The organism is Vibrio sp. Vb2960 (assembly GCF_033337665.1).
Lineage (GTDB): Bacteria > Pseudomonadota > Gammaproteobacteria > Enterobacterales > Vibrionaceae > Vibrio > Vibrio alginolyticus.
In genome coordinates, this window is record NZ_JAWORD010000004.1 from 212,711 (window position 1) to 238,043 (window position 25,333).

Annotated in this window: 23 protein-coding genes; 15 read left to right on the forward strand and 8 right to left on the reverse strand. The window is 44.5% G+C overall.

The genetic code is table 11. The features are described 5' to 3' along the window. Positions 1-443 precede the first annotated feature (443 nt). The 5 genes from rppH to R7O03_RS05390 all read left to right on the forward strand — a co-directional run bounded on the left by rppH (position 444) and on the right by R7O03_RS05390 (position 5,782). Positions 444-965 (forward strand): RNA pyrophosphohydrolase, encoded by a 522-nt coding sequence (rppH, locus tag R7O03_RS05370; RefSeq protein WP_005381953.1) that lies wholly within the window; start codon positions 444-446, stop codon positions 963-965. Positions 966-967: 2 nt separating this feature from the next. Next, positions 968-3,214, forward strand: a complete 2,247-nt coding sequence (ptsP, locus tag R7O03_RS05375) for a phosphoenolpyruvate--protein phosphotransferase (protein ID WP_005385966.1) — start codon at positions 968-970, stop codon at positions 3,212-3,214. 6 nt (positions 3,215-3,220) lie between these two features. Next, positions 3,221-4,012, forward strand: coding sequence for a sulfite exporter TauE/SafE family protein (locus R7O03_RS05380; protein WP_005385965.1), 792 nt, complete (start codon positions 3,221-3,223; stop codon positions 4,010-4,012). An 87-nt stretch (positions 4,013-4,099) separates the two neighbouring features. Further along, on the forward strand, positions 4,100-4,921 hold the full coding sequence (lgt, locus tag R7O03_RS05385; protein WP_005381948.1) for a prolipoprotein diacylglyceryl transferase: 822 nt from the start codon (positions 4,100-4,102) through the stop codon (positions 4,919-4,921). A gap of 9 nt (positions 4,922-4,930) precedes the next feature. Beyond that, positions 4,931-5,782 (forward strand): thymidylate synthase, encoded by an 852-nt coding sequence (locus R7O03_RS05390; protein WP_025768429.1) that lies wholly within the window; start codon positions 4,931-4,933, stop codon positions 5,780-5,782. 70 nt (positions 5,783-5,852) lie between these two features. Here the strand turns inward: R7O03_RS05390 and R7O03_RS05395 are convergent, their stop codons facing one another. Both R7O03_RS05395 and R7O03_RS05400 read right to left on the reverse strand, forming a co-directional pair. Continuing rightward, complete coding sequence (locus R7O03_RS05395; RefSeq protein ID WP_025768430.1) at positions 5,853-6,995, reverse strand: flavohemoglobin expression-modulating QEGLA motif protein; 1,143 nt, start codon at positions 6,993-6,995, stop codon at positions 5,853-5,855. Between the two features lie 147 nt (positions 6,996-7,142). Beyond that, positions 7,143-8,288: a Na/Pi symporter gene (locus R7O03_RS05400; protein ID WP_025768431.1), complete on the reverse strand. Its 1,146-nt coding sequence runs from the start codon at positions 8,286-8,288 to the stop codon at positions 7,143-7,145. Positions 8,289-8,674: 386 nt separating this feature from the next. Between R7O03_RS05400 and nhaR the strand changes: the two genes are divergently transcribed. Both nhaR and R7O03_RS05410 read left to right on the forward strand, forming a co-directional pair. Next, the gene (gene nhaR, locus R7O03_RS05405; RefSeq protein ID WP_005385959.1) at positions 8,675-9,565 is read left to right on the forward strand and encodes a transcriptional activator NhaR; all 891 of its coding nucleotides are present in this window, start codon (positions 8,675-8,677) and stop codon (positions 9,563-9,565) included. Positions 9,566-9,853: 288 nt separating this feature from the next. Further along, positions 9,854-10,162 (forward strand): ArsR/SmtB family transcription factor, encoded by a 309-nt coding sequence (locus R7O03_RS05410; protein WP_005381940.1) that lies wholly within the window; start codon positions 9,854-9,856, stop codon positions 10,160-10,162. 304 nt (positions 10,163-10,466) lie between these two features. Here R7O03_RS05410 and rpsT read toward each other — a convergent pair whose 3' ends face one another. Then, positions 10,467-10,727 (reverse strand): 30S ribosomal protein S20, encoded by a 261-nt coding sequence (gene rpsT / locus R7O03_RS05415; RefSeq protein ID WP_005381938.1) that lies wholly within the window; start codon positions 10,725-10,727, stop codon positions 10,467-10,469. Positions 10,728-11,032: 305 nt separating this feature from the next. On the opposite strand from rpsT, the gene murJ reads away from it, so the two are divergent. The 6 genes from murJ (at position 11,033) to ispH (ending at position 18,639) form a co-directional block, all read left to right on the forward strand. Then, on the forward strand, positions 11,033-12,595 hold the full coding sequence (murJ, locus tag R7O03_RS05420) for a murein biosynthesis integral membrane protein MurJ (protein ID WP_005381936.1): 1,563 nt from the start codon (positions 11,033-11,035) through the stop codon (positions 12,593-12,595). 69 nt (positions 12,596-12,664) lie between these two features. Continuing rightward, positions 12,665-13,600, forward strand: coding sequence for a bifunctional riboflavin kinase/FAD synthetase (ribF, locus tag R7O03_RS05425; protein ID WP_005381933.1), 936 nt, complete (start codon positions 12,665-12,667; stop codon positions 13,598-13,600). Between the two features lie 64 nt (positions 13,601-13,664). Continuing rightward, positions 13,665-16,493, forward strand: a complete 2,829-nt coding sequence (ileS, locus tag R7O03_RS05430; RefSeq protein ID WP_318131562.1) for an isoleucine--tRNA ligase — start codon at positions 13,665-13,667, stop codon at positions 16,491-16,493. Between the two features lie 73 nt (positions 16,494-16,566). After that, positions 16,567-17,073 (forward strand): signal peptidase II, encoded by a 507-nt coding sequence (gene lspA, locus R7O03_RS05435; protein WP_005385948.1) that lies wholly within the window; start codon positions 16,567-16,569, stop codon positions 17,071-17,073. Between the two features lie 144 nt (positions 17,074-17,217). After that, on the forward strand, positions 17,218-17,649 hold the full coding sequence (gene fkpB, locus R7O03_RS05440; RefSeq protein ID WP_005381922.1) for an FKBP-type peptidyl-prolyl cis-trans isomerase: 432 nt from the start codon (positions 17,218-17,220) through the stop codon (positions 17,647-17,649). Between the two features lie 24 nt (positions 17,650-17,673). Further along, positions 17,674-18,639: a 4-hydroxy-3-methylbut-2-enyl diphosphate reductase gene (gene ispH, locus R7O03_RS05445; protein WP_005381920.1), complete on the forward strand. Its 966-nt coding sequence runs from the start codon at positions 17,674-17,676 to the stop codon at positions 18,637-18,639. A 46-nt stretch (positions 18,640-18,685) separates the two neighbouring features. Here the strand turns inward: ispH and R7O03_RS05450 are convergent, their stop codons facing one another. The 4 genes from R7O03_RS05450 to R7O03_RS05465 form a co-directional block, all read right to left on the reverse strand. Continuing rightward, entirely contained in the window at positions 18,686-19,159 is a 474-nt protein-coding gene (locus tag R7O03_RS05450) for a low molecular weight phosphatase family protein (RefSeq protein ID WP_318131563.1), read from the reverse strand. 71 nt (positions 19,160-19,230) lie between these two features. After that, positions 19,231-19,959, reverse strand: coding sequence for a two-component system response regulator BtsR (btsR, locus tag R7O03_RS05455; RefSeq protein WP_005381917.1), 729 nt, complete (start codon positions 19,957-19,959; stop codon positions 19,231-19,233). A 31-nt stretch (positions 19,960-19,990) separates the two neighbouring features. Continuing rightward, positions 19,991-21,661: a sensor histidine kinase gene (locus tag R7O03_RS05460; RefSeq protein ID WP_005381915.1), complete on the reverse strand. Its 1,671-nt coding sequence runs from the start codon at positions 21,659-21,661 to the stop codon at positions 19,991-19,993. Positions 21,662-21,854: 193 nt separating this feature from the next. Then, a complete protein-coding gene (locus R7O03_RS05465) occupies positions 21,855-23,339 on the reverse strand; it encodes a carbon starvation protein A (protein WP_005381914.1) in 1,485 nt (494 codons plus the stop codon). Between the two features lie 280 nt (positions 23,340-23,619). On the opposite strand from R7O03_RS05465, the gene R7O03_RS05470 reads away from it, so the two are divergent. After that, positions 23,620-23,961 carry a DUF2799 domain-containing protein gene (locus tag R7O03_RS05470; protein WP_318131564.1) on the forward strand — a complete coding sequence of 114 codons (342 nt, stop codon included), beginning with the start codon at positions 23,620-23,622 and terminating at the stop codon, positions 23,959-23,961. Between the two features lie 113 nt (positions 23,962-24,074). Next, a complete protein-coding gene (locus R7O03_RS05475; protein WP_005381911.1) occupies positions 24,075-24,347 on the forward strand; it encodes a hypothetical protein in 273 nt (90 codons plus the stop codon). A 51-nt stretch (positions 24,348-24,398) separates the two neighbouring features. On the opposite strand, the gene murQ is transcribed toward R7O03_RS05475, so the two are convergent. After that, positions 24,399-25,328: an N-acetylmuramic acid 6-phosphate etherase gene (gene murQ / locus R7O03_RS05480; protein ID WP_005381910.1), complete on the reverse strand. Its 930-nt coding sequence runs from the start codon at positions 25,326-25,328 to the stop codon at positions 24,399-24,401. Between the last annotated feature and the right edge of the window lie 5 nt (positions 25,329-25,333).

Here is a 25,333-nt window from a genome sequence, read left to right on the forward strand (position 1 = left end):
TTGGGGTTGATTTTGTTGTAATCATCTAAACGAATAGCAGGTAAGTGTGGATAAATAGCCTGTTGGTGGATCTTTGACCGATCTGAGTTTGGTGAAAAGATCATCAAGAAATTGAAGATCGAATTATCGTTATTTTTAAAAATAAATGCTTTTTTATCAATGTGTTATGTTTGTTTTTTTGTTTATTCATTTGTTTTTCATTTGATGGGATTGAACTGAATTACTCATTTGAATTGAATTCTTCACAAAGTTATTCACAGAAAAGGTGAATAAATGTGGGCAATGTCTCACTCTTGTGTTGATAAGGTATGGTTTGATTAAAAGATATCCAAAAATGCTGAAAAGGTAATAAATCTTGCTCATATCACATCAGTAAGTTTGCTAGTAATGGGGATATGTGGAAAAATCACGGTAATAAAAAATTTATTCATAGAGGTTAGCCAGTGATAGATGGCGATGGTTACCGACTTAATGTTGGTATTGTGATATGTAATAACCATGGTCAGGTCTTCTGGGCTAAACGATACGGGCAACACTCATGGCAATTTCCACAAGGTGGGATTGACGAAGGTGAAACCCCTGAACAAGCCATGTTCAGGGAGTTATACGAAGAAGTCGGTTTAACGAAAAAAGACGTTAAGATCATTGCAACAAGTCGTCATTGGTTAAGATATAAGCTACCAAAGCGATTGGTGCGTTGGGACTCCAAGCCTGTTTGTATCGGCCAAAAACAGAAATGGTTTCTGCTGAGATTAGAATGCGATGAGTCTCGCATTAATATGCAACGCGGAAAATCCCCTGAATTTGATGGTTGGCGCTGGGTAAGTTACTGGTATCCAGTTAGGCAAGTTGTTTCTTTCAAGCGAGATGTTTATCGACGAGCGATGAAAGAATTTGCATCCTTAGCCATGCCTTTTCGAGAGAGAAAAGCGAAAGGGAAAAGAAAAAAGCAACGTAGAGGATAATCATGCTCAGTCAGCTAAGGGAAATAGTTGAGAAAGTCTCCAGGGTCGATGATGTGCATCTGGCACTCGATATATTGGTGAAAGAGACTTGTGCTGCCCTTAGTACTGAGTGCTGTACTATCTATCTTGCTAATGAAGAAATGCAGCGCCTTGAGTTAATGGCAACTCAAGGCCTTATTTTTGAAGGTGATAGTATTCATATCAACTTCAATGAAGGCTTGGTTGGGTTGGTAAAACGAAGCGCTGAACCCCTTAACCTTGCCGAAGCCTCAAAACACCCCGAGTTCAAATTCTTTCCTCAACTCGGCGAACAGATTTACCACTCTTTTTTAGCTACTCCAATCATTCATCGTAAACAAGTTTTAGGTGTGTTGGTGATCCAACAAAAAACGCCGCGCTTGTTTAGTGAAATGGAAGAATCGTTTCTTGTTACCTTATCCGCTCAGTTAGCGGTGCTCATTGCACATGCGCAGAATCTTGGGCATTGGCAGTTAGCATCTAAACCCACGGTATTAAAAGGTTTGCCTGCGTCTACTGGTGTCGCGATTGGAGAGTTTTGGTTCGACAATACCCAGCCGAGTTTATCGGATGTTTTCCCTTCGTCCACGTTAGATAAGGAACGCGAGCACGAGACATTACTGGTGGCCATAGAGCGAGCGTTAAATGACTTTCGCCGTATGCGGAAAAAGCTGGACAGTGAAATCAACAAAGATGCGCTGGCGATCTTCGATCTGTTTACTCACTTACTGAATGATCCGATGCTTCGCGGTGATTTGAAGAAGCAGATTGAAAAAGGAGATAGGGCAGACTGGGCGTTACGCCAAGTTGTAGAGTCATACTCGAATCGATTTGCAAGAATGTCGGATGTATACATGCGTGAAAGAGCGCAAGATATCCGAGAGTTAGGGCAAAGGCTGCTCTATTTTCTGCACAACAGTGAGCAAGAAAATTCTGCAATTGATCGTCCCATTATTTTGGTGGCGAACGAACTCACTGCCACCTTGCTCGCTTCTGTACCTAAAGAGTTTTTGTTAGCCGTCGTATCATTAGAGGGAGGCGCAAACTCTCACGCTGCCATTTTATCTCGAGCTCTTGGGGTCCCTGCAGTCATGGGCGCCAACATTAATCCGGATGTGGTGAATGGCAAACTCGGGATAGTCGACGGCTATACGGGTGAGATCTTCTTAGAGCCAAACCGCCAGTTGTTGCGAGAGTATCGCAGCTTAGTAAGCGAAGAGTCTGAACTGTTTGCCATGGTAAACAAGGACCTCGCACTCCCTGCGGTTACGCAAGATAATCACCATATCGAAATTATGCTGAATGCGGGACTCAGTGCAGACAGTAATATTGCCATCAACACAGGTGTTGATGGTGTTGGGTTGTACCGAACTGAGATTGCATTTTTACTTCAGCATCACTTTCCTTCGGAAGATGAGCAGTATCATCAATACCAAGCAATACTTAACAGCTATCCGAATCAACGAGTAGTGATGCGTACTTTGGATATTGGTGGTGACAAACCTTTGCCGTATTTGCCCATCGAAGAAGATAATCCGTTTCTAGGCTGGCGTGGCATTCGTTTTACATTGGATCATCCAGACATTTTCTTGATCCAGCTGCGTGCAATGTTAAGAGCGAGTGCAGAAAGCGGAAACTTAAGTATCTTATTGCCAATGGTGTCAGGGGTAAAAGAGCTAGACGATGCCATTAGCTTGATTAATCAAGCTCACAGCGAAGCCGTTTTGCTTGATGATAGAATTCAATTCCCACAAATTGGGGTCATGATTGAAGTACCATCGATGGTGTATCTGTTGCCAACGATTGCTCACCGTGTTGATTTTGTTTCTGTCGGGACAAACGATTTAACTCAGTATTTATTAGCGGTAGATAGGAACAATTCGCGCGTAGCGGATGTCTATGAATCTATGCATCCTGCGGTACTGTTAGCGCTTAAGCAAATCCATGAGGTGTGTGATAAATATCAGGTGCCCGTGTGTATTTGTGGTGAGCTAGCGGGTGATCCATTTGGCGCTCTTCTCTTACTTGGGTTAGGGTATACCAGTTTGAGTATGAACACCTCCAACGTGGCTAAGGTGAAATATTTGATTCGTCATAGTCAACAAGAAGAATTAGAAAAATTAGCGGAGCAAGCAATGACAAAGTCCTATGGGGAGGACATTCATCAAATGATGCATGACTTCTTCATTCAACAGGGCTTTGCGGGCTTTATCCGTGCAGGTAAAAAGTAGGAAATCGTGACCGTCTCTTTATTTTTGTTATTGTTGGCGCTAGGCGCTTTTGTGGGTGTGATGGCGGGGTTACTCGGTATCGGTGGTGGTTTGATTGTTGTTCCTGCCTTGTTGTATTTGCTTCCTCTTGCTGGGATCTCTCCAGAAATGAGTATGCACATGGCCTTAGCCACTTCGTTAGCGAGTATTATTGTCACGTCTGGCTCATCGGCGATGAATCACCTTAAGCTCGGCAATGTCGATATGTTTGTCGTAAAATGGTTGATGCCTGGTGTGGTCATTGGTGGCTTTGTTGGTGCCAATATTGCTGAGTGGATCCCTACACACTATTTGCCGAAAGTGTTTGGTGTCATTGTTCTTTGCCTGTCAGTACAAATGTTTCGTTCCATTAAAGTTACGAGCAGTAAACCTATGCCGAGCAGCCCTGTGACTGTAGTTTACGGCACGGGAATTGGTGTCGTATCAAGCCTTGCTGGTATTGGTGGTGGCTCACTGTCGGTACCATTTTTAAATAAACATGGGATAGAGATGCGTAAAGCGGTGGGCTCATCCTCCGTTTGTGGTTGCGTGATTGCTATTTCTGGTATGATCGGCTTCATCTTACATGGCTATAAAGTGGAAGGCTTACCTTCATACAGTATTGGCTATGTTTATCTTCCCGCTTTATTAGCGATTGCTATGGCCTCGATGCTCACAACAAAAGTGGGTGCGAAGCTGGCAACTAACCTTCCAACTGCGGTATTAAAAAAGATATTCGCGGTGTTCTTAATGTTTGTTGCAGCGACCATGCTGCTCTAAGTTTGTACCCAAGTCATTCTCGCTGAACCAAGCATCTAGAGGTTACTTGGGTATATTTATTTTGTTGTGATAAGAAGAGAATGATTTATGTCTCAGGGATATATTGAATTTCCCAATATTGATCCGGTTTTAATCTCTATTGGTCCTGTTTCGGTTCGTTGGTACGGTTTGATGTACCTTGTGGGCTTTATGTTTGCTCTATGGTTAGCTAACCGACGTGCGGATAAGCCTGGAAGTGGTTGGACACGAGAGCAGGTTTCTGATTTGTTGTTCGCAGGCTTCCTTGGCGTGGTGATTGGTGGCCGTGTAGGCTACGTGCTTTTCTACAATTTTGAGCTCTTCCTGGCTGACCCTTTGTACCTGTTTAAAGTGTGGACCGGTGGTATGTCTTTCCACGGGGGCTTACTGGGTGTGATTACCGCGATGTTCTGGTATGCACACAAAAACGGGCGAACTTTCTTCGGTGTTGCTGACTTTATCGCGCCGCTTGTGCCATTTGGTTTGGGTATGGGGCGTTTAGGTAACTTCATGAACAGCGAGTTGTGGGGCCGAGTAACGGATGTGCCTTGGGCGATCGTTTTCCCAAATGGCGGTCCACTGCCACGTCATCCATCGCAACTTTATGAAATGGCGCTTGAAGGTATCGTCCTTTTCTTCATTTTGAATTGGTTCATCAAGAAACCTCGTCCTCTAGGTTCTGTTTCAGGACTCTTTCTTGCGGGTTACGGAACCTTCCGTTTCCTAGTAGAATACGTGCGCGAACCAGACGCTCATTTGGGTTTATTCGGTGGCTTTATTTCCATGGGACAGATTTTATCCCTGCCAATGGTGGTTATCGGTGTCCTCATGATGGTTTGGGCATACAAACGTGGTCATTACAAAGACGAATTACCACAAAAGACGAAGTAAGGTATTGGTGTGAAACAGTATTTAGATTTGTGTCAACGCATCGTTGACCAAGGTGTTTGGGTTGAAAATGAGCGTACAGGCAAGCGCTGCCTGACCGTAATCAACGCGGATTTAACCTACGATGTTGCGAACAATCAATTTCCGTTGGTCACCACACGTAAAAGTTTTTGGAAAGCGGCCGTTGCAGAACTATTAGGGTATATTCGTGGTTACGATAATGCGGAAGATTTTCGTAAGCTGGGCACGAAAACCTGGGATGCCAATGCCAACCTAAATGATGCCTGGTTGAATAACCCATACCGTAAAGGTGAAGACGACATGGGCCGTGTCTATGGGGTTCAAGGGCGCGCCTGGGCGAAACCTGATGGTGGTCATGTTGACCAGCTACGTAAGATAGTGGATGACTTAACGCGTGGTGTTGATGACCGCGGTGAAATCTTGAACTTCTACAATCCGGGTGAGTTCCACATGGGGTGCTTGCGTCCTTGTATGTACAGTCACCATTTTTCATTGCTGGATGATACGCTTTACCTGAATAGTACTCAGCGTTCGTGTGATGTACCGCTTGGCTTAAACTTCAATATGGTTCAAGTTTACGTGTTCTTGGTGATTATGGCGCAAATTACGGGCAAGAAACCTGGTCAGGCATTTCATAAGATTGTGAATGCTCACATTTATGAAGATCAGCTTGAACTGATGCGCGATGTTCAGTTGAAACGTGAGCCATTAAAAGCGCCGACGTTCCATATCAACCCAGAGATTAAATCTCTAGAAGATTTGGAAACATGGGTCACACTGGATGACTTTTGGGTTGAAGGGTACGAGCATCACGATCCTATTCGTTACCCATTCTCAGTGTAACGAGTATCGTTCTTCAAGATATAGAAAAAGCTCCGAATGGAGCTTTTTTCTTTTTTGTACTTAGAAGGTATTATTTTAGTGCACTGACAATATAACGGTGAATTGGGTTGGTCTGCATCGGTGTGGACAGTGCCGGGCTAATAAACTTAGGTTGAGTGAATATTTCTTTACTCACTAATGAACGGATAAGCTCAAAGTACTTCAGCTCTGTTTTCCCGCACAACAATAGTGAAAAGTCATCGCCCAATCTATCATAGGCATTGAGCACCTCTCGGAATCCTCTAAGATACAAGTAATCCTTCGTTAAACCTCCACCTCGATAGACTCGGGCAGTCGTTGTAAATGCTTGAAGATCAGAAGCTTTATACTGTTCTTTTAATAGCATGAACGTATGGCGGAAATCGCGATCCTTGATCATCGACTCTACTGCCAGAACTCGTAAGGCTAAGGTTCTTAGGCGCTTGATACTGAAATGTCCTGACAGATACTCACATAATATAGCCAGCCCTTCTTGAGTGTTGGTATTGGCAGGACAACCTAAGCTCAGGACTTTTAGCGGTTGTTGACGACCGTTAAGCGTAGTTAGGAGATGTACTCCCATTTCATGATGTGCAAGAGCCTCCAGCTCATCAGTGGTGATGTACGCCGCGTGGTTAATTTTGACTCTAGATCCTGAAACTAGTGCGTTTGCTAACATCCCGTCCAACACCTGTATTTCACATTCATACCCATTGCGTTGAGCAAAATTTTGCATGAAACGTGCTATTGCACGGCTATCGTGCTGAGGTTCTTTTTCTTCTTCTGTAGGAAGGTGCAATATGAAATGGGCGTTGGCAATATCTTTGGCGCTCGGTTCCCCATAATAGCGTAAGGAGTTATAAAGAAACTCTTGCGTACCTATGGTATTCACTTGATCCAGTTTATCTGCATAAGACTGAATTACATCCGCGTACAGCCTCTGCAGTTGGGTGTCTTGAATGTTTTCTAGAGGTAGCTCATATAGACGTCGCTTTGCGCTGTGGGTATCTACGTTAGTAATTGAATATTGAAAATTAGGCTCTTGAGAATATTTGTTTTTAATGAAACGTTCTCTTTCTTGAGCATAATTAAGAGGATTCACGCTACTGAGGATATCAATATCAGCAACCAGTTGGGTTAGGTTTTCGTCTATTGCGAGTAGCTGATCAGAAATAGCGTCATTAAGCTGCGTCATGTTGTCGACTCCAAATGAGATAGCTCAGCATAAGCATGCTGATGTGGCTCAAATTATCACCGGACAATCGATTTGAACAGTTTAATTATCATAAAAAAGGCTCCACGATGTGGAGCCTAAACAATAAGCGATAGTATGTCGTTGTTGTTACGTTGTTAGGGCTAGAATTGCACCTGGTAGAATAACGAATACTGACATTAGGTAACCACCAACAACTGCTTTATTCTTAATAGCCATTTCAGAAATCATCTCAGCGCCTTTAACCGGAATCTCACGTAGGAATGGAATTCCAAAGATAAACAGCGTCGCCATGATGTTAAATACTAAGTGGACTAGAGCGATTTGTAGTGCGAATACTGCGAACTCTCCAGATACCGCTGTCGCTGCTAGTAGTGCCGTAATACAAGTACCAATGTTAGCACCCAGAGTGAAAGGGTAGATATCTCGTACTTTCAACACGCCAGTACCAACCAACGGAACCATTAAACTTGTCGTGGTTGAGGAAGATTGTACTAGAACGGTCACGATTGAGCCTGATACGATGCCGTGAATAGGACCACGACCGATGGCGTTTTTCAAAATTTCACGTGCACGACCAACCATTAGGCTCTTCATTAATTTACCCATCACTGTGATTGCAACGAAGATAGTCGCAATACCCAAAGCAATAAGCATGACGCCGCCAACAGTATCACCGAAGGTAGAAAGTGGCTCTTTAATTGCGCCTACGACTGGCTTTGTAATTGGTTTAATAAAGTTGAAGCCTTTAATGCTCATATCACCAGTAGCAAGCAGTGGAGAAACAAGCCAGTGAGAAACTTTCTCTAAAATGCCGAACATCATTTCCAACGGAAGGAAAATAGCGACAGCAAGCAAGTTGAAGAAGTCGTGAATGGTTGCACTTGCAAATGCACGTTTGAACTCTTCTTTACAGCGCACGTGGCCAAGAGATACAAGCGTATTGGTCACTGTGGTACCAATGTTAGCACCCATCACCATAGGGATAGCGGTTTCTACAGGTAAGCCACCTGCAACCAAGCCTACAATAATAGACGTTACAGTACTTGAAGACTGAATTAAGGCTGTTGCCACCAAGCCGATCATTAGACCTGCAACTGGGTGTGCGGCAAATTCAAATAGCACCTTAGCTTGATCGCCAGTTGCCCATTTAAAGCCACTACCAACCATAGATACTGCTAGAAGAAGCAGATATAACATGAATGCCAAGTTAGCCCAGCGTAACCAACGAGCTGTGCTCGAAATTGGTGCCACTGTTGAAGTAGCTTGGTTCATCATAATTTTCTCCGTTGACCTTTCAGTTCATTTTTCGGTCTGTAGTTGAATCTGCGGGCGATGTTAGAGAACAAATATTTCAGTAATATTACAGATTTCTTGCTGTGAGAGATTTTTATTGTTCTTTTTGATAATGGCGTAAAAGAGGAAGAAAATTAATTTTTAACCTGTTGATTTTAATGGTTAAATTTTGATTTCGTTTTGTTTGGTTTTTGCGCTTTTTTTGTAGAGAAAATGCGCCTCAGTTCAACTTTTATGACAGTATTGACTTTATACTTTCGGTAAAACTTATGCTTTTGTAAGGTATTGTATGGTTTTGTCGAGTTTATTGTTTGTCTCTGTCACATTTGGTATAAAAAGTATCACTTTCTTTTCGGGACTCGATCATGTCACATCTAAACTACAACCATCTCTATTATTTCTGGATGGTGTGCAAACAGGGCTCTGTAACTAAAGCGGCTGACGCGCTCTTCCTGACACCGCAAACCGTGACAGGACAGATTAAAGCGCTTGAAGAGCGCATGAAAGGAAAGTTAACCAAGCGCAATGGTCGTACAGTTGAGCCCACTGAGTTAGGTCAGCTTGTGTTTAAGTACGCCGACCGGATGTTCGGTTTGAGCTATGAGATGTTAGATATCGTCAATTACAGCCAGCACTCGAACATTCTATTTGAAGTTGGTGTAGCCGATGCATTATCTAAACGCTTGGTCAGTAAAGTACTGATGACGACCGTCCCGGAAGATAACAGTATTCATTTACGCTGTTATGAATCAACCCACGAACTGCTACTTGAACGCCTTTCTCAGCACAAGCTAGATATGATCCTTTCGGATTGTCCCGTTGATTCTACTCAAAGTCCTGGCCTTTATAGCAAAAAGTTAGGTGAAAGTAGCATGAGCTTTTTTGCTTCTTCTGAAATTGAAAATGTGCGATTTCCTGAGATCTTGGAACAAAAAAAACTTCTGATTCCCGCGAGCCGAACGGCTATGGGGCGTAAAGTTATTCAATGGTTTGATCGTCAAGGCCTTCAAGCCAATGTGCTGGGGGAGTTTGATGATGTTGCGTTGATGAAAGCTTTTGCTCGGTACCACGACGATGTGATTTTCTTGGCACCGACCGTATACATGTCGGAGATTGAAGACGACCGAAATTTACAGCTAATTGGCCATGTCGATGGGCTAAAAGAAGAGTACTACGTGATTTTTGCGGAACGAATGATCCAACACCCCGCGGTAAAAAATGTTTGTGATGCTGATTTCAGTCAAATGTTTGAGTAAACCCGTATCGTTGCGTAAATAAATAGATTACTATCAATAAAAATATAATTCTAAATAATATCTAAGTAAGCAAGATACTTGTTTTAGTGAGCAAAACTATTAATTATTGATGGCGCACCAATTAAAATCCTTGGTGGATAATATTGGTGTATCACTAACAACTAAATTAGAGGTTCTAATAATGAAGACTCTGGGAGTGTATCTTGATTTTCTTAGATATATAAATCAGTGCAACACAACAAGCTGGCCAGGGTTGGAATAAGTAAGTTGTAGCTAGAGGTCCAACACATGAATCTACAAGAAATGGAGCAGAACTCCGCAAAAGCCGTCGTGTTGCTCAAAGCGATGGCAAACGAGAGACGCCTACAAATCCTTTGTATGCTGCATAACCAAGAGCTGTCCGTGGGAGAGCTGTGTGCAAAGTTAGAGCTAAGCCAGTCGGCATTATCTCAGCATCTTGCTTGGCTTCGCCGTGATGAGTTAGTCACGACAAGGAAAGAAGCACAAACGGTGTACTACACATTAAAGAGTGATGAAGTGAAAGCGTTAATAAAAACACTGCATAGTCTTTATTGTGCTGAGAGTGCTCAACATTAATTAAATAGTCCTAATATACTGCTCATCTTAGAGTGTGAATCTAACTTGTTGGAATATTTGAGAGTGGCGTTAAACTTTTGATGATAGGGTACTACTCATCGACCAATTTGCTTTGTTCTCAAGTGTTTTAATAGTGCTTTCTAGTTTGAGCGTTATATGGGTAATGAATAAGCTGATGTCTTTAAATGGGACATTCAGAAAAAGAAAAGCTGGCATTGCCAGCTTTTTTTATTAAGAAAATTTTGTAGATATAAAAAAACCGACACAAGGTCGGTTTTTTCTTCGCTGTAAAATCAGGACTCTATTAAAGAGCTTTGATTTGTGCAGCGAAACGAGACTTATGGCGAGCTGCTTTATTCTTGTGAATAAGGCCTTTAGTTGCCATGCGGTCTAGGATAGGTGTAACTACAGCGAATGCAGCAGTTGCAGCTTCTTTGTCGCCTGCTTCGATAGCAGCAACAGTTTTCTTCATGTAAGTACGCATCATTGAGCGACGGCTAGCATTGTGCTGACGACGTTTCTCAGCTTGGATAGCGCGCTTCTTAGCAGATTTACTATTTGCCAAGGGTCTAACTCCCAAAAACTTAGTTCTGTGACAATTTAAGGGCGAGGAATATCCCTCATTTGCGCTTAAATGTCAAATGATTTGTGCAAAAACCGATCTAAGCCAAAACAAATTTTGGTAAGAGAGGTTATCGCGGTTAAGATGGCGGGGATTCTAACAGCATTTTTATACCAATGCTAATAATTATCCGCGAAAGGCACACTTATTCCTTACAACCCGCGGATAGATTTTTGACGTCTATTTACAGCACCTGTCAGAGAAACAGTATAGGGTTAGCTGTCTTATGGTGATATTCCGAGGTTACAGTGAGTAAACGACTACTCAAGTCTGGCATGATCGTCAGTGCTATGACATTTATTTCCCGCGTTCTTGGCCTAGTTCGTGATGTTGTAGTGGCAAATTTAATGGGGGCAGGAGCAAGCGCAGACGTCTTTTTCTTCGCCAATAAAATTCCTAATTTTTTACGACGTTTGTTTGCTGAAGGTGCTTTTTCCCAAGCGTTTGTACCTGTTTTAACGGAAAGCCATGCTCAAGGCGACATGGATAAAACTCGGGAGCTCATTGCTCGTGCAGCGGGCACATTGGGGGTGATAGTCTCAATTGTTACCATCTTAGGTGTTCTAGGTTCCGGTGTGGTGACTGCACTGTTTGGTTTTGGTTGGTTCCTAGACTGGATGCATGGTGGTCCCGCGGCTGAGAAGTTCGAACTTGCTAGCGTGATGCTCAAGATTACCTTTCCTTATTTATGGTTCATCACTTTTGTTGCCCTATCGGGAGCCATTCTCAATACACTAGGTAAGTTTGCGGTTTCTTCGTTTACTCCCGTCTTCCTCAACGTAATGATCATTTTGGCAGCATGGTTTATCTCGCCGCAGATGTCACAGCCAGAGATTGGTCTTGCCATCGGTGTTTTCCTTGGTGGTTTGGTTCAGTTCTTATTTCAAATCCCTTTCCTTATTAAAGCGGGGGTTATGGTTAAGCCGAAATGGGGCTGGCGCGATCCGGGCGTGGTGAAGATCCGAACCTTAATGATTCCTGCTTTGTTCGGTGTGTCGGTAAGCCAAATCAACTTGTTGTTTGATACTTTTATTGCCAGCTTTCTGCAAACCGGTTCGATCAGTTGGTTGTACTATTCAGATCGCTTGTTGGAATTCCCGTTAGGTCTGTTTGGTATTGCTATTGCAACGGTGATTTTACCAGCATTATCACGCAAACATGTTGACGCACAAAATGAAGGATTCGCACAAACCATGGACTGGGGGGTGCGCATGGTGATCTTACTTGGCCTTCCTGCAATGCTTGGTTTGATGGTACTGGCAAAACCTATGTTGATGGTGTTATTCATGCGAGGTGAGTTTTCGCCACAAGACGTACATCAAGCATCATTGTCACTCTTTGCTTACGCTTCAGGCTTGTTGAACTTTATGCTGATTAAAGTGCTCGCTCCGGGTTATTACTCGCGTCAAGACACTAAAACGCCAGTGAAATACGGCATCATTGCGATGGTGACCAACATGGTATTTAATGCAATTTTTGCGTACTTCTATGGCTACGTTGGCTTGGCTATCGCGACGGCACTATCGGCATTTGTGAATATGGCACTGCTGTATCGTGGCCTGCACATCGCAGAGGTATACCAAATCACTAAGCGAACCGTCTTCTTTATTATACGTTTAGCTATTGCTGGCGCGGCGATGGTGGCGGCAATCTTATGGCAACTGGAAGATATGTCAGTATGGCTGGGCTGGAGCTTTGCTCACCGAAGCGCGGTGCTAGGGATGTTGATCGGTTTAGGAGCCGTGGTTTACCTAGTGGTTCTATTTTTAACTGGTGCGCGTTTAAAAGACCTAAAAGCTGGGACAGACTGAGGGTGATTAGTATATAATCCGTCAGTTTCACACAGTGTAAAGTAAAACAGAGGCAGAAAGCAGTATCCAATGGAACTGATTAGAGGCATTCACAATATCAACCCGCGACATCATGGTTGTGTGCTGACTATTGGCAATTTCGATGGTGTCCATAAAGGCCATCAACAAGTATTGCAGCAAGTGTCTGAGCAAGCGGACAGGCTATCCTTGCCTTCTGTTGTGATGACCTTTGAACCTCAGCCGATGGAGCTGTTTGCCAAAGACAAGGCACCTGCAAGGTTGACGCGATTACGCGATAAGTTCGTGCAATTGAGTAAGCTCGATATTGACCGCTTACTGTGTGTCAATTTCAATCGCCATTTTGCAAGTTTAACCGCGGAAGAGTTTATCCGTGACTTGTTGGTCGAGCGTTTGGGTGTTAAGTTTCTTGTCGTTGGTGATGATTTCTGCTTTGGCAAAGGCCGTACAGGTAACTTTGCAATGCTGCAGGAAGCAGGGGAAAAATACGGCTTTGATGTCGTAAGTACCCAGAGCTTTTGTTTACAACAATTACGTGTCAGCAGTACGGCTATCCGTCAAGCGCTGGCGCGTGACGATTTGCATTCCGCGCAACAGATGCTGGGAAGAAACTACAGCATCAGCGGTCGTGTTTCTCATGGAAGAAAGCTAGGTCGAACCATTGGGTTCCCTACTGCAAATATTCCTTTGAAACGCTGTGTTTCTCCGGTTTCCGGAGTCTATGTTGTTCAAGCGCTTGGCTTAGGAAATAAGCCAGTTGGTGGTGTTGCTAATATTGGTCAAAGACCAACCGTCAATGGTGTTCGCCAACAGTTAGAAGTGCACTTATTCGACTTTCATGCCAATTTATATGGCAAGCAACTAGAAGTGGAACTTTTGCATAAACTTCGAGATGAGCAAAAGTTTGAGTCGTTTGAAGCACTTAAACAACAAATCGAATTGGATGCTGAAGCAGCAAGGGTGTGGCTGCGTCAGCTTAAGCGTTGAGCGGTTTATTCCACCGTTCAACATAATGTCTAATTTTCGCCCAATATAACGGAATTAAGAATCGATGAGTGAGTATAAAGATACCCTGAACTTACCTGAAACAGGGTTTCCAATGCGCGGCAACCTGGCCAATCGTGAGCCAGAAATGCTTAAGCGTTGGTACAAAGAAGATCTTTACGGTGAAATCCGTAAAGCTAAGAAAGGCAAAAAGTCATTCGTATTGCACGATGGCCCTCCTTACGCAAATGGTGACATTCATATTGGTCACGCACTAAACAAGATTCTTAAAGACATTATTATTAAATCCAAAACACTTTCAGGTTTTGACGCACCTTACATCCCAGGCTGGGACTGCCACGGTCTACCAATCGAATTAATGGTAGAGAAGAAAGTAGGTAAGCCAGGCCAAAAAGTGACAGCAGCGGAATTCCGCGAGAAATGTCGTGAATACGCAGCTGGTCAGGTTGAAGGTCAGAAAGAGAGCTTCAAACGCCTTGGTATCATGGGTGAGTGGGACAAGCCATACCGCACTATGGATTTCGCAACTGAAGCGAACATTATTCGTGCTCTTGGTAAGATCGCAAGCAATGGTCACCTGCTAAAAGGTTTCAAACCTGTTCACTGGTGTACAGACTGTGGTTCTGCTCTTGCTGAAGCGGAAGTAGAATACAAAGATAAAGTATCGCCATCTATCGACGTTCGTTTTAAAGCGGCTGACGAAGCGGCACTGCTATCTAAATTTGAACTGACAGAAGGTCATGAAGGTCACGGTGACGTATCTATCGTTATCTGGACAACAACACCTTGGACACTGCCTGCAAACCGCGCAGTATGTCTACGTGATGATCTAGAGTACGTGCTTATCCAAACAGAAGGCGACAACGCTGAGCGTATCATCGTTGCTGCTGAGCTGGCGAAAGACGTAATGGACCGTGCTGGTATCGAGCACTTCCACAACCTAGGTTTTGCGAAAGGTGCGGATCTTGAGCTTTCTCAATTCCAACACCCATTCTACGATTTCACTGTACCGGCGATCCTTGGTGATCACGTTACAACTGATTCAGGTACTGGTGTTGTTCACACTGCACCTGGTCATGGTCAAGAAGACTTCGCGGTTGGTAATAAGTACAACCTAGAAGTAGCAAACCCAGTTGGCTCAAACGGTGTTTACCTACCAGATACAGATCTATTTGCTGGTCAGCACGTATTTAAAGCGAACGATGCAGTAGTAGAAGTACTAAAAGAAAAAGGTGCACTACTACACCACCACGCTTACGAGCACAGCTACCCACACTGTTGGCGTCATAAGACTCCAATCATCTTCCGTGCTACACCTCAATGGTTCGTTTCTATGGACCAAGCTGGCCTACGTGCTAAAGCATTAGAGTCAATCAAGAATGTAGAGTGGATGCCTGAGTGGGGTCAAAGCCGCATCGAAGGTATGATCGAAGGTCGCCCTGAGTGGTGTATCTCTCGTCAACGTACTTGGGGTGTGCCAATTGCTCTGTTTGTTCATAAAGAAACAGCAGAACTTCATCCAAACACGCTAGAGCTGATCGAGAAAGTCGCTAAGCTGGTTGAAGAGAAAGGCATCCAAGCATGGTGGGATGTAGATGCCGCTGAACTACTAGGTGCTGACGCTGACCAATACGAAAAAGTGCTAGATACGCTAGACGTATGGTTCGATTCAGGTGTCACTCACTTCTCTGTTGTTGATGCTCGTGAAGAGTACAACGGCAACAGTGCAGACCTATACCTAGAAGGTTCTGACCAACACCGCGGTTGGTTCCAATCTTCTTTAATTTCATCTATTGCGATGAAAGACGAAGCGCCTTACAAACAAGTACTGACACACGGTTTCGTGGTTGACGGTCAGGGTCGTAAGATGTCTAAATCTATCGGTAACGTGGTTGCGCCAAAAGACGTAACCAACAAGCTAGGTGCTGACATTCTTCGTCTATGGGTTGCTTCTACAGACTACACTGGTGAAGTTGCGGTTTCTGATGAAATCCTAAAACGCAGCGCAGATGCGTACCGTCGCATCCGTAACACAGCGCGTTTCTTCCTAGCTAACTTGAGCGGCTTCAACCCTGAAACAGACATCGTTCCTGTTGAAGAGATGGTTGCGCTAGATCGCTGGGCGGTTGGTCGTGCACTAGCAGCACAAGAAGAGATTGTTAAAGCATACGAAGAGTACAACACACACGGTGTGACTCAGCGTCTAATGCAATTCTGTTCAATCGAAATGGGCTCTTTCTACTTAGACGTAATTAAAGACCGTCAGTACACAGCAAAACGTGGCGGCAACGCTCAACGTAGCTGTCAGACTGCACTTTACTACATCGTAGAAGCGCTAGTTCGTTGGATGGCGCCAATCATGTCGTTCACTGCAGATGAAATCTGGAACGAAATGCCAGGTCAACGCGACAAGTTCGTATTCACTGGTGAGTGGTTCGACGGTCTATTCGGTCTTGCTGAAGGTGAAGAGCTGAACAACGAATTCTGGTCTGAGATCCAAGCGGTTCGTGGTGCGGTAAACAAACTTCTAGAAGATGCGCGTAAAGAGAAAACCATTGGTGGTGCACTACAAGCTGAAGTGACTCTATTTGCTGATGACGCACTAGCGGCGAAGATCAACAAACTTGAAGATGAACTGCGCTTTGTTCTACTAACCTCTGCGGCGAAAGTTAAGCCTCTAGGTGAGAAGACGGATGCAGCACAAGCCACAGATATCGAAGGCTTGTTTGTAGAAGTAGCAGCAGCTGAAGGCGAGAAGTGTGACCGTTGTTGGCACCACACGCCAGACGTAGGCACAATTGAAGGTCACGAGAAGATCTGTGGTCGTTGTGTGTCTAACGTAGACGGCGAAGGTGAAGTACGTAAATTCGCGTAATTGCCTAGAACGACTGAACTTTTTTTAAAATTAACAGCCCCAGTATTTACTGGGGCTGTTTGTAGGTAAAGTAATGAGTGAAAAAGCACTGACGTTAAAGCAATCTGGAGTTCGCTGGCTGTGGTTAGCAATTCTGGTATTTATTGCAGATATTGGCATCAAATTGGTGGTGATGGACAACATGGGCTACGGATGGGCAAACCGAATTGAGGTGTTGCCATTCTTCAACCTACTTTATGTTCATAACTACGGTGCTGCATTCAGCTTCTTGAGCGATCAAGCCGGTTGGCAGCGTTGGTTATTTACAGGTATCGCGTTTGTTGTGACGGGTCTTTTGACCTACTGGATGAGCAAGCTTCCAGCAAAAGAAAAATGGAACAACATTGCTTATGCACTGATTATTGGTGGTGCAGTGGGCAACGTGTTTGACCGCGTCGTTCATGGCTTTGTTGTTGATTACCTAGACTTCTTCTGGGGTAACTACCACTGGCCAGCATTCAACCTTGCTGACATGGCGATCTGTATTGGTGCGGCAATGATTATTCTGGATGGCTTCCGTAAAAAAGACGCTGACAAGTAATCTTTTGCGGTATATCGAATAACCCTAAGCGTCGTCCGTTGATTCGAGCGACGCTTTTTATTATGTTGGAGCGCCAATCAGCATATCAATGTATAAAAAGACCAAGCTGACAGCGTAATAACCCAAGAACAAGGAAGCATTAACGTGACAACAATAACCAATGAATCGGTAGTAACCCTTCACTTTACGATTAAAATGAAAGACGGATCGGTTGCAGATAGTACTCATAACATGGGTAAACCAGCGAAATTTGTTATGGGTGATGGCAGCTTGAGTGAAAACTTTGAGCAGTGCTTGATAGGCCTCGAAACAGGCGCACAAAAAGCGATTGAGCTAAAGGCAGAAGACGCGTTTGGTATGCCAAACCCTGATCATATTCACTATATGGATCGCACTAAATTTGTAGGTGATGCAGAAGTGGAAGTTGGTACAATCATGGCCTTCAGTGGCCCTGATGGCATGGAAATCCCGGGCATTATTACAGAGATTGCAGGCGATTCAGTCACTGTGGACTTCAACCATCCTCTAGCGGGACAAGACGTGACTTTCGAAGTTGAAATTTTGTCAGTAGAATAGCGAACCAAATAAAAGATAACTTCCATGAGCAATGAAATGAAAATCCTGTTAGCTAACCCACGTGGTTTCTGTGCTGGTGTTGACCGCGCGATTAGCATCGTAGAGCGTGCGCTAGAGATGTATCAGCCACCGATTTATGTGCGTCATGAAGTGGTGCATAACCGTTTTGTGGTTGAAGGTCTAAAACAGCGTGGTGCTATCTTCGTTGAAGAACTGCACGAAGTGCCAGACAACAACATTGTGATTTTCTCCGCTCATGGTGTATCGCAGGCAGTTCGTCAGGAAGCCAAGCAGCGTGATTTGACCGTATTTGACGCAACGTGTCCTTTAGTAACCAAAGTGCATATGGAAGTGGCGCGTGCGAGCCGTCGTAATATGGAAGTGGTTCTGATTGGTCACGCAGGTCACCCTGAAGTCGAAGGTACGATGGGGCAATACGCCAGTGAAACCGGTGGTATGTACTTGGTTGAAACTCCAGCCGATGTTGAGAAACTGAAGGCGATTGTGAAAGATCCATCCGATCTTCATTACGTAAGCCAAACGACGCTTTCTGTCGATGAAACTGCCGATGTTATCGAAGAGCTACGCCGCGTGTTCCCAGATATCCAAGGTCCACGTAAAGACGATATCTGTTATGCGACACAAAACCGCCAAGATGCCGTACGTGAATTAGCTGGTGACGTAGATGTGATGGTTGTGGTGGGTTCTAAAAACTCATCAAACTCTACACGTCTTAAAGAGCTAGCTGAAAAGCTAGGGACACCTGGCTACTTAACCGACTGTCCGGAAGATATCAAACCTGAGTGGTTCGAAGGCAAAACAAAGGTCGGCGTGACTGCGGGAGCATCTGCTCCGGAAGAGCTCGTTAATCAGATTCTAGAGCGAATCAAAGAACTCGTTGGTGCCGAAGCGGTTGATGAAGTACTTGGCCGTGAAGAGAATATGTTCTTTGAAGTACCTAAAGAACTTCAAATCAAGCAAGTGGATTAGTCTCTATTTATCGAATATTCAAAAGGCGACCTGTGTGTCGCCTTTTTTACATCTCTCTTAACTCATTTAGGTAATCACGAATTTGGTCTTTTCCTAAACCATCGATAATCATATCAGACACCTTCGTGATTCTTCGCTCAAGCGATTGAGCAACCTTTTCGCAATGTGCGTACATGTCTTCATCAGAACCATCGGTCGGAAAAGCATCAACTTGCCAGTTTACTCGAACACCACCTGCAAGCCACTGAGGAGCGGTTTCTTGATGTAAAGAATCACAGAGAATAATAACGATGTCGGGAAGAAACTGAGTTCGCTCCTCCCATGAATGCGTGTGGATATGCGGAATGGGGAGTTGGTGGTCATCTAAATATTTTTGCACCACTGGGTGCACCTTGCCTGTGGGATGTGAGCCTCCACTGGTGACACTAAAATCTGCTGGCAGGATATTGGTTGCGATTGACTCCGCGAGGACGCTTCGTCCAGCGTTGTGCTTACATACGAATAAAACTTTATACATCATCGCCTCGTCTTTTCAGAGCGTCCTATTTATACGCTAGCGGAAACTCAGCGATGATGTGTGAAGTTTTTGTGTTAGTGGCTAATGCCGAGCATCTCTTTGAGCACCTTTAAGTAGCGGCGGCTTACTGGTATCTCAAAGCCTGTTTTGGTAATGATTTCCGCTAACCCATTTTCCAGTAACTTGATTTCGCTAATCGCTTTAATACTGACTAAGTATTGACGATGGCAGCGGACTAGAGGGGTTTTCTCTTCCAACGTTTTTAATGTCAGTTGGGTGCTCGCGGTTTGGCTGGTGGAGCGTACATGCACGCCGCTGATATCACTGTAAGCACATTCCACCGTGTCGGTGGCCATGATAACGATGCGGTTGTGTCCGATGCACGGTATCTGATCCAACGTGTCAGGTGTAATAGCAGACAGTTGTTGCGTTAGGGCGGATTGGCTAATGACTTTGTTTAGTCGTTTGACCGTTTTAGTTAACCGGCATGGGTCGACAGGTTTGAGCAAGTAATCAAAGGCATTGTCTTCAAATGCTTGAATCGCATACTGATCATAAGCCGTGACAAAAACCACATAAGGCATGGTTTCTGGATCAAGCATCCCAAGTAGTTCAATCCCCGTGACTTGAGGCATTTGGATATCGAGAAACACCACATCAGGCTTAAGTTCATTGATTTTTTTTAGGCCAAGGATTGCGTTTGAGGCATCGCCCACGACCTCGACTTGGCCTGTTTCATCCAGTAACTCTGCTAGCTCTTCACGAGCAAACTGTTCATCATCAATGACGAGTGCGGTTAACATCCAACATTACCTTTATTGCTTCAGCGTGCTTTTATGATTTTGGGGGAATGATAAAGCTCATTTTAGTAAATTGATGTGGCTCGCACGTAATTTTTAGCGCTGCATCACGTCCAAATTGATTAGTGAGACGTTTGTCGACAATTTCTAAACCTAGCCCTGAGTGGTTTTCTTTTGGCGGTTCAAAACTGCCTGCGTTGTCTTCGACGGTAATCAAGTGACCTTGTGGGTGTGCTTCGCTGTATATATGAACTTTACCACCTTCAAGCATGTTTGAAATGCCATGCTTAATGGCATTCTCAACCAAAGGCTGGAGTGTAAAGCTTGGTAATTTGATGTCCAGCAATTCAGGTTGAATATCGATTTCAACCTCTAAGCGGTCCGTAAAACGCGCTTTTTCGATGCTCAAGTACGAGTTCACATGTGCAAGCTCTTCCTTTAACGTCACGGTATTAATGTTCTGCTTTAAATTGCTGCGGAAGAAGTGCGATAGATTTTGGATTAGCTCGCGCGCTTTGTCAGGGTCACGACGAGTAATCGCACTAATAGTATTGAGTGCATTAAACAAAAAGTGTGGATTCACCTGAGCGTGAAGCAATTTTATTTCTGCTTGGGCGAGTAAGGCTTGTTGTTGTTGGTAATCGCCATAAAGGATTTGGCTAGATAGAAGCTGGGCTATTCCTTCCGCCATCGACATGTTGGCCGTCGAGAACAATTTACGCTTCGGTTCATACAGCTTTATGGTACCAATGACCTCTTTCCCTGCACGCAGTGGGATGATCAGCGCAGATCCGAGCTTGCAATCTTTTGCAATGGAGCATTGGTATGGACGCTCCGCACCATCAAGATAAATGATGTCGTTTTTCTCCATGGAGTCTAATGTGCTTTGCGATGAAATCGGCGTGTTCGGTTTATGGTGATCATCGCCAATGCCCACAAACGCCAAGATCTTTTCTTGGTCAGTAATCGCGACAGCGCCCACTTTGGTTTCTTCGTAAATAATACGTGCGATTTTCTCTGCGTTTTCGGTGTTGAAGCCGTTGCTTAGAATTCCCACTGAGCGATCAGCAATGGTGAGCGCTCGACGCGAAAACGTCGCAGAAAACTTTTCAAAGATTGCTTTTCTGTCTTGCAGGATACTCATGAACAACGCCGCACCAAATGAGTTCGCGATGATCATAGGCGCTGCAATAGCGGACACCAGTTCATAGGCTTGATCAAAAGGTTTCGCGACGGCGAGCAGCAAAATCATTTGCACCACTTCTGCAACAAACGTGACGCTGAATACGACGCTTGGATTAAACAGCAATGCGCCTTTATTTCGCTTGATAAGGTAAACGTGGAGCAAGCCACCAATTACGCCCTCGGCGGTGGTTGAAATTGCGCAGGCTAGGTCAGTAAAGCCACCAAGAGAGTATCGATGGATGCCACCAGTAAATCCGACGGCGAAACCTACAACAGGTCCACCAAACAGCCCGCCCATAACTGCGCCGATCGCACGAGTATTGGCAATAGCATCGTTGATGTGCAGACCGAAATAGGTGCCGAGAATACAAAAGCCAGAGAAGAGTACGTAACAAATTAGGCGGTGGCTTAAGCGCGAAGAAATACTCAGCAAAGGTAAGATGATTGGCGTTTTACTTAGCATGTAAGCCAAAACTAAGTACACACACATCTGTTGTAAAAGGGAGATGACCAGTTCCATAGTGAACCTAACCTAGAATCAATGTTGTTATTGTATACCTAAGTAACCTCAAGATGCTTGGCTCAGATAGATAAGAACAGCTAAGTAAATGATGCTGCGCTGTGCTTTCTGAACCTTAAAGTGACTTGGGTATAAAACAAAAAGAGCCTGCAATTGGCAGGCTCCTATCTTAGTCACTCAGATGTGACGAGTATTACGCTGTTTCTGATACGGCTTGTGGTTTCTCTTCGTCAGCCAGTTCAGTTTCACCTTTACCCTTAGAGGTTTTGATAACGTAACCTGTCACAGCTAGGGCAAACACAATACCTACGATAGTTGATAGTTGCATTGGCAGACCAAAACCTAGCGAGCTGTTGTTTAAGATGAACGTGACACATACCGTGGTCATGAAGATAGCTGGGATAGTGGTAATCCAGTGCAGCTTGTTGTGACGCAGTAGGTAAGCGGACGCAGTCCAAAGCATCATTACCGCTGTTGTTTGGTTTGCAAAACCGAAGTAGCGCCAGATAATGCCGAAGTCTACTTGAGTTAAGATACCGCCGATAACGAACAGTGGAAGTGCCATCAGTAGACGGTTACGTAGCGTTTTTTGTTCCATGTTGAAGTATTCAGCAAGGATCAAGCGGCTTGAACGGAACGCTGTATCGCCAGACGTAATTGGTAGGATAACCACACCCAGGAACGCAAGGATACCACCGAACACACCTAGCAGACCAAATGATGCGCTGTATACCACGTTACCAGGGCCACCGTTTTTCACAGCTTCTGATAGAGCGTCTAGAGAGCCAAAGAAAGACAGAGCGATAGCACACCAAATTAGCGCGATTACACCTTCACCAATCATTGCACCGTAGAATACGAAGCGACCGTTTTTCTCATTTTCCATACAACGCGCCATCAGTGGAGACTGAGTCGCGTGGAAGCCAGAGATAGCACCACATGCGATAGTGATGAACAATGCAGGCCATAACGGCATGTCATTTGGGTTGAGGTTAGAGAACATGTCCGAAACTTGGAAGTCACCCATTACTGTATGTTCGCTAGAGAAAGCAACGGCTGTCATTAGGCCAACAGACATAAAGATAAGTAGGGCGCCAAACAGTGGGTAGAAACGACCAATGATTTTATCGACAGGAACAATCGTCGCAATGATGTAGTAAGCAAAGATAGCAATAACCATTGTAGTCATGCTTACGCTCAAGCTTGTTTGATCATTGATGAGGTTAGTAATCATGCCAGCAGGGGCTGAAACGAACACTACGCCAACTAGAAGCAATAGGACAATGGCAAAAATATTCATAAAGTGTTTTGCGCCATTACCTAGGTAGCGACCTGTAATGGTAGGTACAGATGCACCGCCGTTACGCACTGAAAGCATGCCTGAGAAGTAATCGTGTACTGCACCAGCAAAAATACAACCGACTACAATCCAAAGCATCGCCGCAGGACCGTATAGTGCCCCCATGATCGGGCCAAAAATTGGACCAACACCTGCGATGTTAAGTAGTTGAACTAGGTAAACTTTCTTTGTTGACATTGGAACGAAGTCAACACCGTCCGATTTGGTGTGAGCTGGCGTTTGGCGTTTTTCATTGATGCCGAAAATCTTCTCGACGAAAGCGCCGTAGATGAAGTATCCGCCGATTAGGGCTGCGACACAGGTTAGAAACCACATCATAGCAATTGTCCTTGGTCTTAGTTGGGTAGGGTAATTTTTTAATCTCAGGATGCATGTTATGCGTCACTTGTGTTAAATGCATTCGGTTAGTAGATGAGTGGTCGAATAGAGCACTGAGTGGTCGATATGCTGCTTGAGCGGTTTTTAAAAATGGCGAAAGGTTGATGACAGTCTTGAGCGGCTGATTTGAGTCATCAGTGGTTAAATCTGCAAGCTCAGCGGCAAGCGCCAATAATTAGTGGTAAGCTTATTTTTGAAAACAATTACTTAAGGAAGAACCATGAAAAAGGTAACGGTAGGTCTGGCACTGGCTTTACTTGCAGGATGCACAGCAACGACAGCAGATCTTGCCAAGTCGGGAGATTGGCATCAGATCGGATATCAAGATGGCATAACCGGACACACATCGCGCACGATGAGCGAGCTTCGTGAGTTGGGTAGTGTTAAGCAAAGTGACTACGACCAAGGTTATTTAGAAGGTTTACGTGAGTACTGTAATCCTGCTTTTGCGTATCAAATGGGGTTATCTGGTCAGTATTACGAAGGGGTTTGTGAAGGTACTGAGCAAGCGCAAGAATTCCGCATGGAATGGCAACGTGGTTGGAATGAATACTCAAATTAATAGTCAATAAAGCCGTTGTTACACTGTCTGCATCACATAAATGTGGCAAAACCTTCCTTATTAAACTATGTTCATATTGATTGATAGTGAGCACAGAAAAAAGGAATCACATTATGTCAACGCAAATGGCTGGTGGCTGGAGTCCATTTCATGAACTCACAGCAGAGAATAAAGAAGTATTTGCTAAAGGTATCGAGGGGTTTGTCGGTGTCAAATACTCCCCTTTGGTTGTGGCTACTCAAGTAGTAGCCGGACAAAACTATGCGTTTTTCTGTAATGCAGAAGTTGTCTACCCTGGAGCACAACCATACCCAGCAATGGTTCATATGTTCAGTGACCTTGAAGGTAAAGTCGGTATTACTCACATTGAACGATTGAACTACTAAATTAAGCCATAAAAGGCGCCTGACTTTTAAATAAGTGAGGCGCTTTATTGATTAAGATTGATTAGTTTGCGCGATCACGACTTTTCTTAAATATCCTTGCTTGGCGTTCAGTTGCTCAGTCGCGCTTTCTCTATCCAGCCCGGTTAAAATCATCAAAATCGCTAACTTGGCGTCGTAGTCCGTTTCTTTGAGCGCCGTTTTAGCCTCTTGGTTAGTACAATCTGTTGCTTGCATAACAATACGAGCCGCTCTTGCAACTAGCTTTGCATTCGTCGCTTTCACATCTACCATTAAGTTCTGATAACTTTTGCCCAGGCGAATCATGCTTGCGGTAGTGAGCATGTTCAGTACGAGTTTTTGTGCTGTCCCTGATTTTAAGCGAGTGGATCCCGTTAACGCTTCAGGTCCAACAACGGGGCTAATCGCAATATCAGCAATATCTGCAATCGGAGAGTCAGGGTTACAAGATAGTGCTACAGTGGTGGCACCAAGCTCGTTCGCATACTCTAAGCCACCAATCACGTAAGGTGTTCGTCCACTTGCCGCAATACCAACGACGACATCGCGTTGTGTTAGCGTATTCTCTTTAAGATCTTGCTCGCCTAATGTAGGGTCGTCCTCCGCCCCTTCTTTTGCACGGAACATTGCCTCTTTTCCACCGGCAATAATACCAACGACCATCTCTGGATCTGTGCCAAAAGTTGGTGGGCATTCTGAAGCGTCCAAAACGCCAAGTCGACCACTGGTACCCGCACCGATGTAAAACAACCGACCTCCGACCTTAAATGCTTCCGTGATCTTATCAACGGCTTCAGCGATCTCAGGCAACACTTTTTCAACGGCAAGAGGAACGAGTTTGTCCTGTTGGTTGATGCGTTGAACAATATCGAGAGAAGGCAGCAAGTCGATGTCCATGGTGTCTGGGTTTCGCCCTTCAGATACCAGATGGGATAAAGCTGCGATAAGTGCATCGTTCGTCATAATGA

Coding starts and splice junctions, on each gene's coding strand:
- ptsP (WP_005385966.1), top strand. CDS start 968: ATGCTCAGTCAGCTAAGGGAAATAGTTGAGAAAGTCTCCAGGGTCGAT.
- lgt (WP_005381948.1), top strand. CDS start 4,100: ATGTCTCAGGGATATATTGAATTTCCCAATATTGATCCGGTTTTAATC.
- R7O03_RS05395 (WP_025768430.1), bottom strand. CDS start 6,995: ATGACGCAGCTTAATGACGCTATTTCTGATCAGCTACTCGCAATAGAC.
- R7O03_RS05400 (WP_025768431.1), bottom strand. CDS start 8,288: ATGAACCAAGCTACTTCAACAGTGGCACCAATTTCGAGCACAGCTCGT.
- nhaR (WP_005385959.1), top strand. CDS start 8,675: ATGTCACATCTAAACTACAACCATCTCTATTATTTCTGGATGGTGTGC.
- R7O03_RS05410 (WP_005381940.1), top strand. CDS start 9,854: ATGAATCTACAAGAAATGGAGCAGAACTCCGCAAAAGCCGTCGTGTTG.
- ribF (WP_005381933.1), top strand. CDS start 12,665: ATGGAACTGATTAGAGGCATTCACAATATCAACCCGCGACATCATGGT.
- ileS (WP_318131562.1), top strand. CDS start 13,665: ATGAGTGAGTATAAAGATACCCTGAACTTACCTGAAACAGGGTTTCCA.
- lspA (WP_005385948.1), top strand. CDS start 16,567: ATGAGTGAAAAAGCACTGACGTTAAAGCAATCTGGAGTTCGCTGGCTG.
- ispH (WP_005381920.1), top strand. CDS start 17,674: ATGAGCAATGAAATGAAAATCCTGTTAGCTAACCCACGTGGTTTCTGT.
- R7O03_RS05450 (WP_318131563.1), bottom strand. CDS start 19,159: ATGATGTATAAAGTTTTATTCGTATGTAAGCACAACGCTGGACGAAGC.
- btsR (WP_005381917.1), bottom strand. CDS start 19,959: ATGTTAACCGCACTCGTCATTGATGATGAACAGTTTGCTCGTGAAGAG.
- R7O03_RS05460 (WP_005381915.1), bottom strand. CDS start 21,661: ATGGAACTGGTCATCTCCCTTTTACAACAGATGTGTGTGTACTTAGTT.
- R7O03_RS05465 (WP_005381914.1), bottom strand. CDS start 23,339: ATGATGTGGTTTCTAACCTGTGTCGCAGCCCTAATCGGCGGATACTTC.
- R7O03_RS05470 (WP_318131564.1), top strand. CDS start 23,620: ATGAAAAAGGTAACGGTAGGTCTGGCACTGGCTTTACTTGCAGGATGC.
- R7O03_RS05475 (WP_005381911.1), top strand. CDS start 24,075: ATGTCAACGCAAATGGCTGGTGGCTGGAGTCCATTTCATGAACTCACA.
- murQ (WP_005381910.1), bottom strand. CDS start 25,328: ATGACGAACGATGCACTTATCGCAGCTTTATCCCATCTGGTATCTGAA.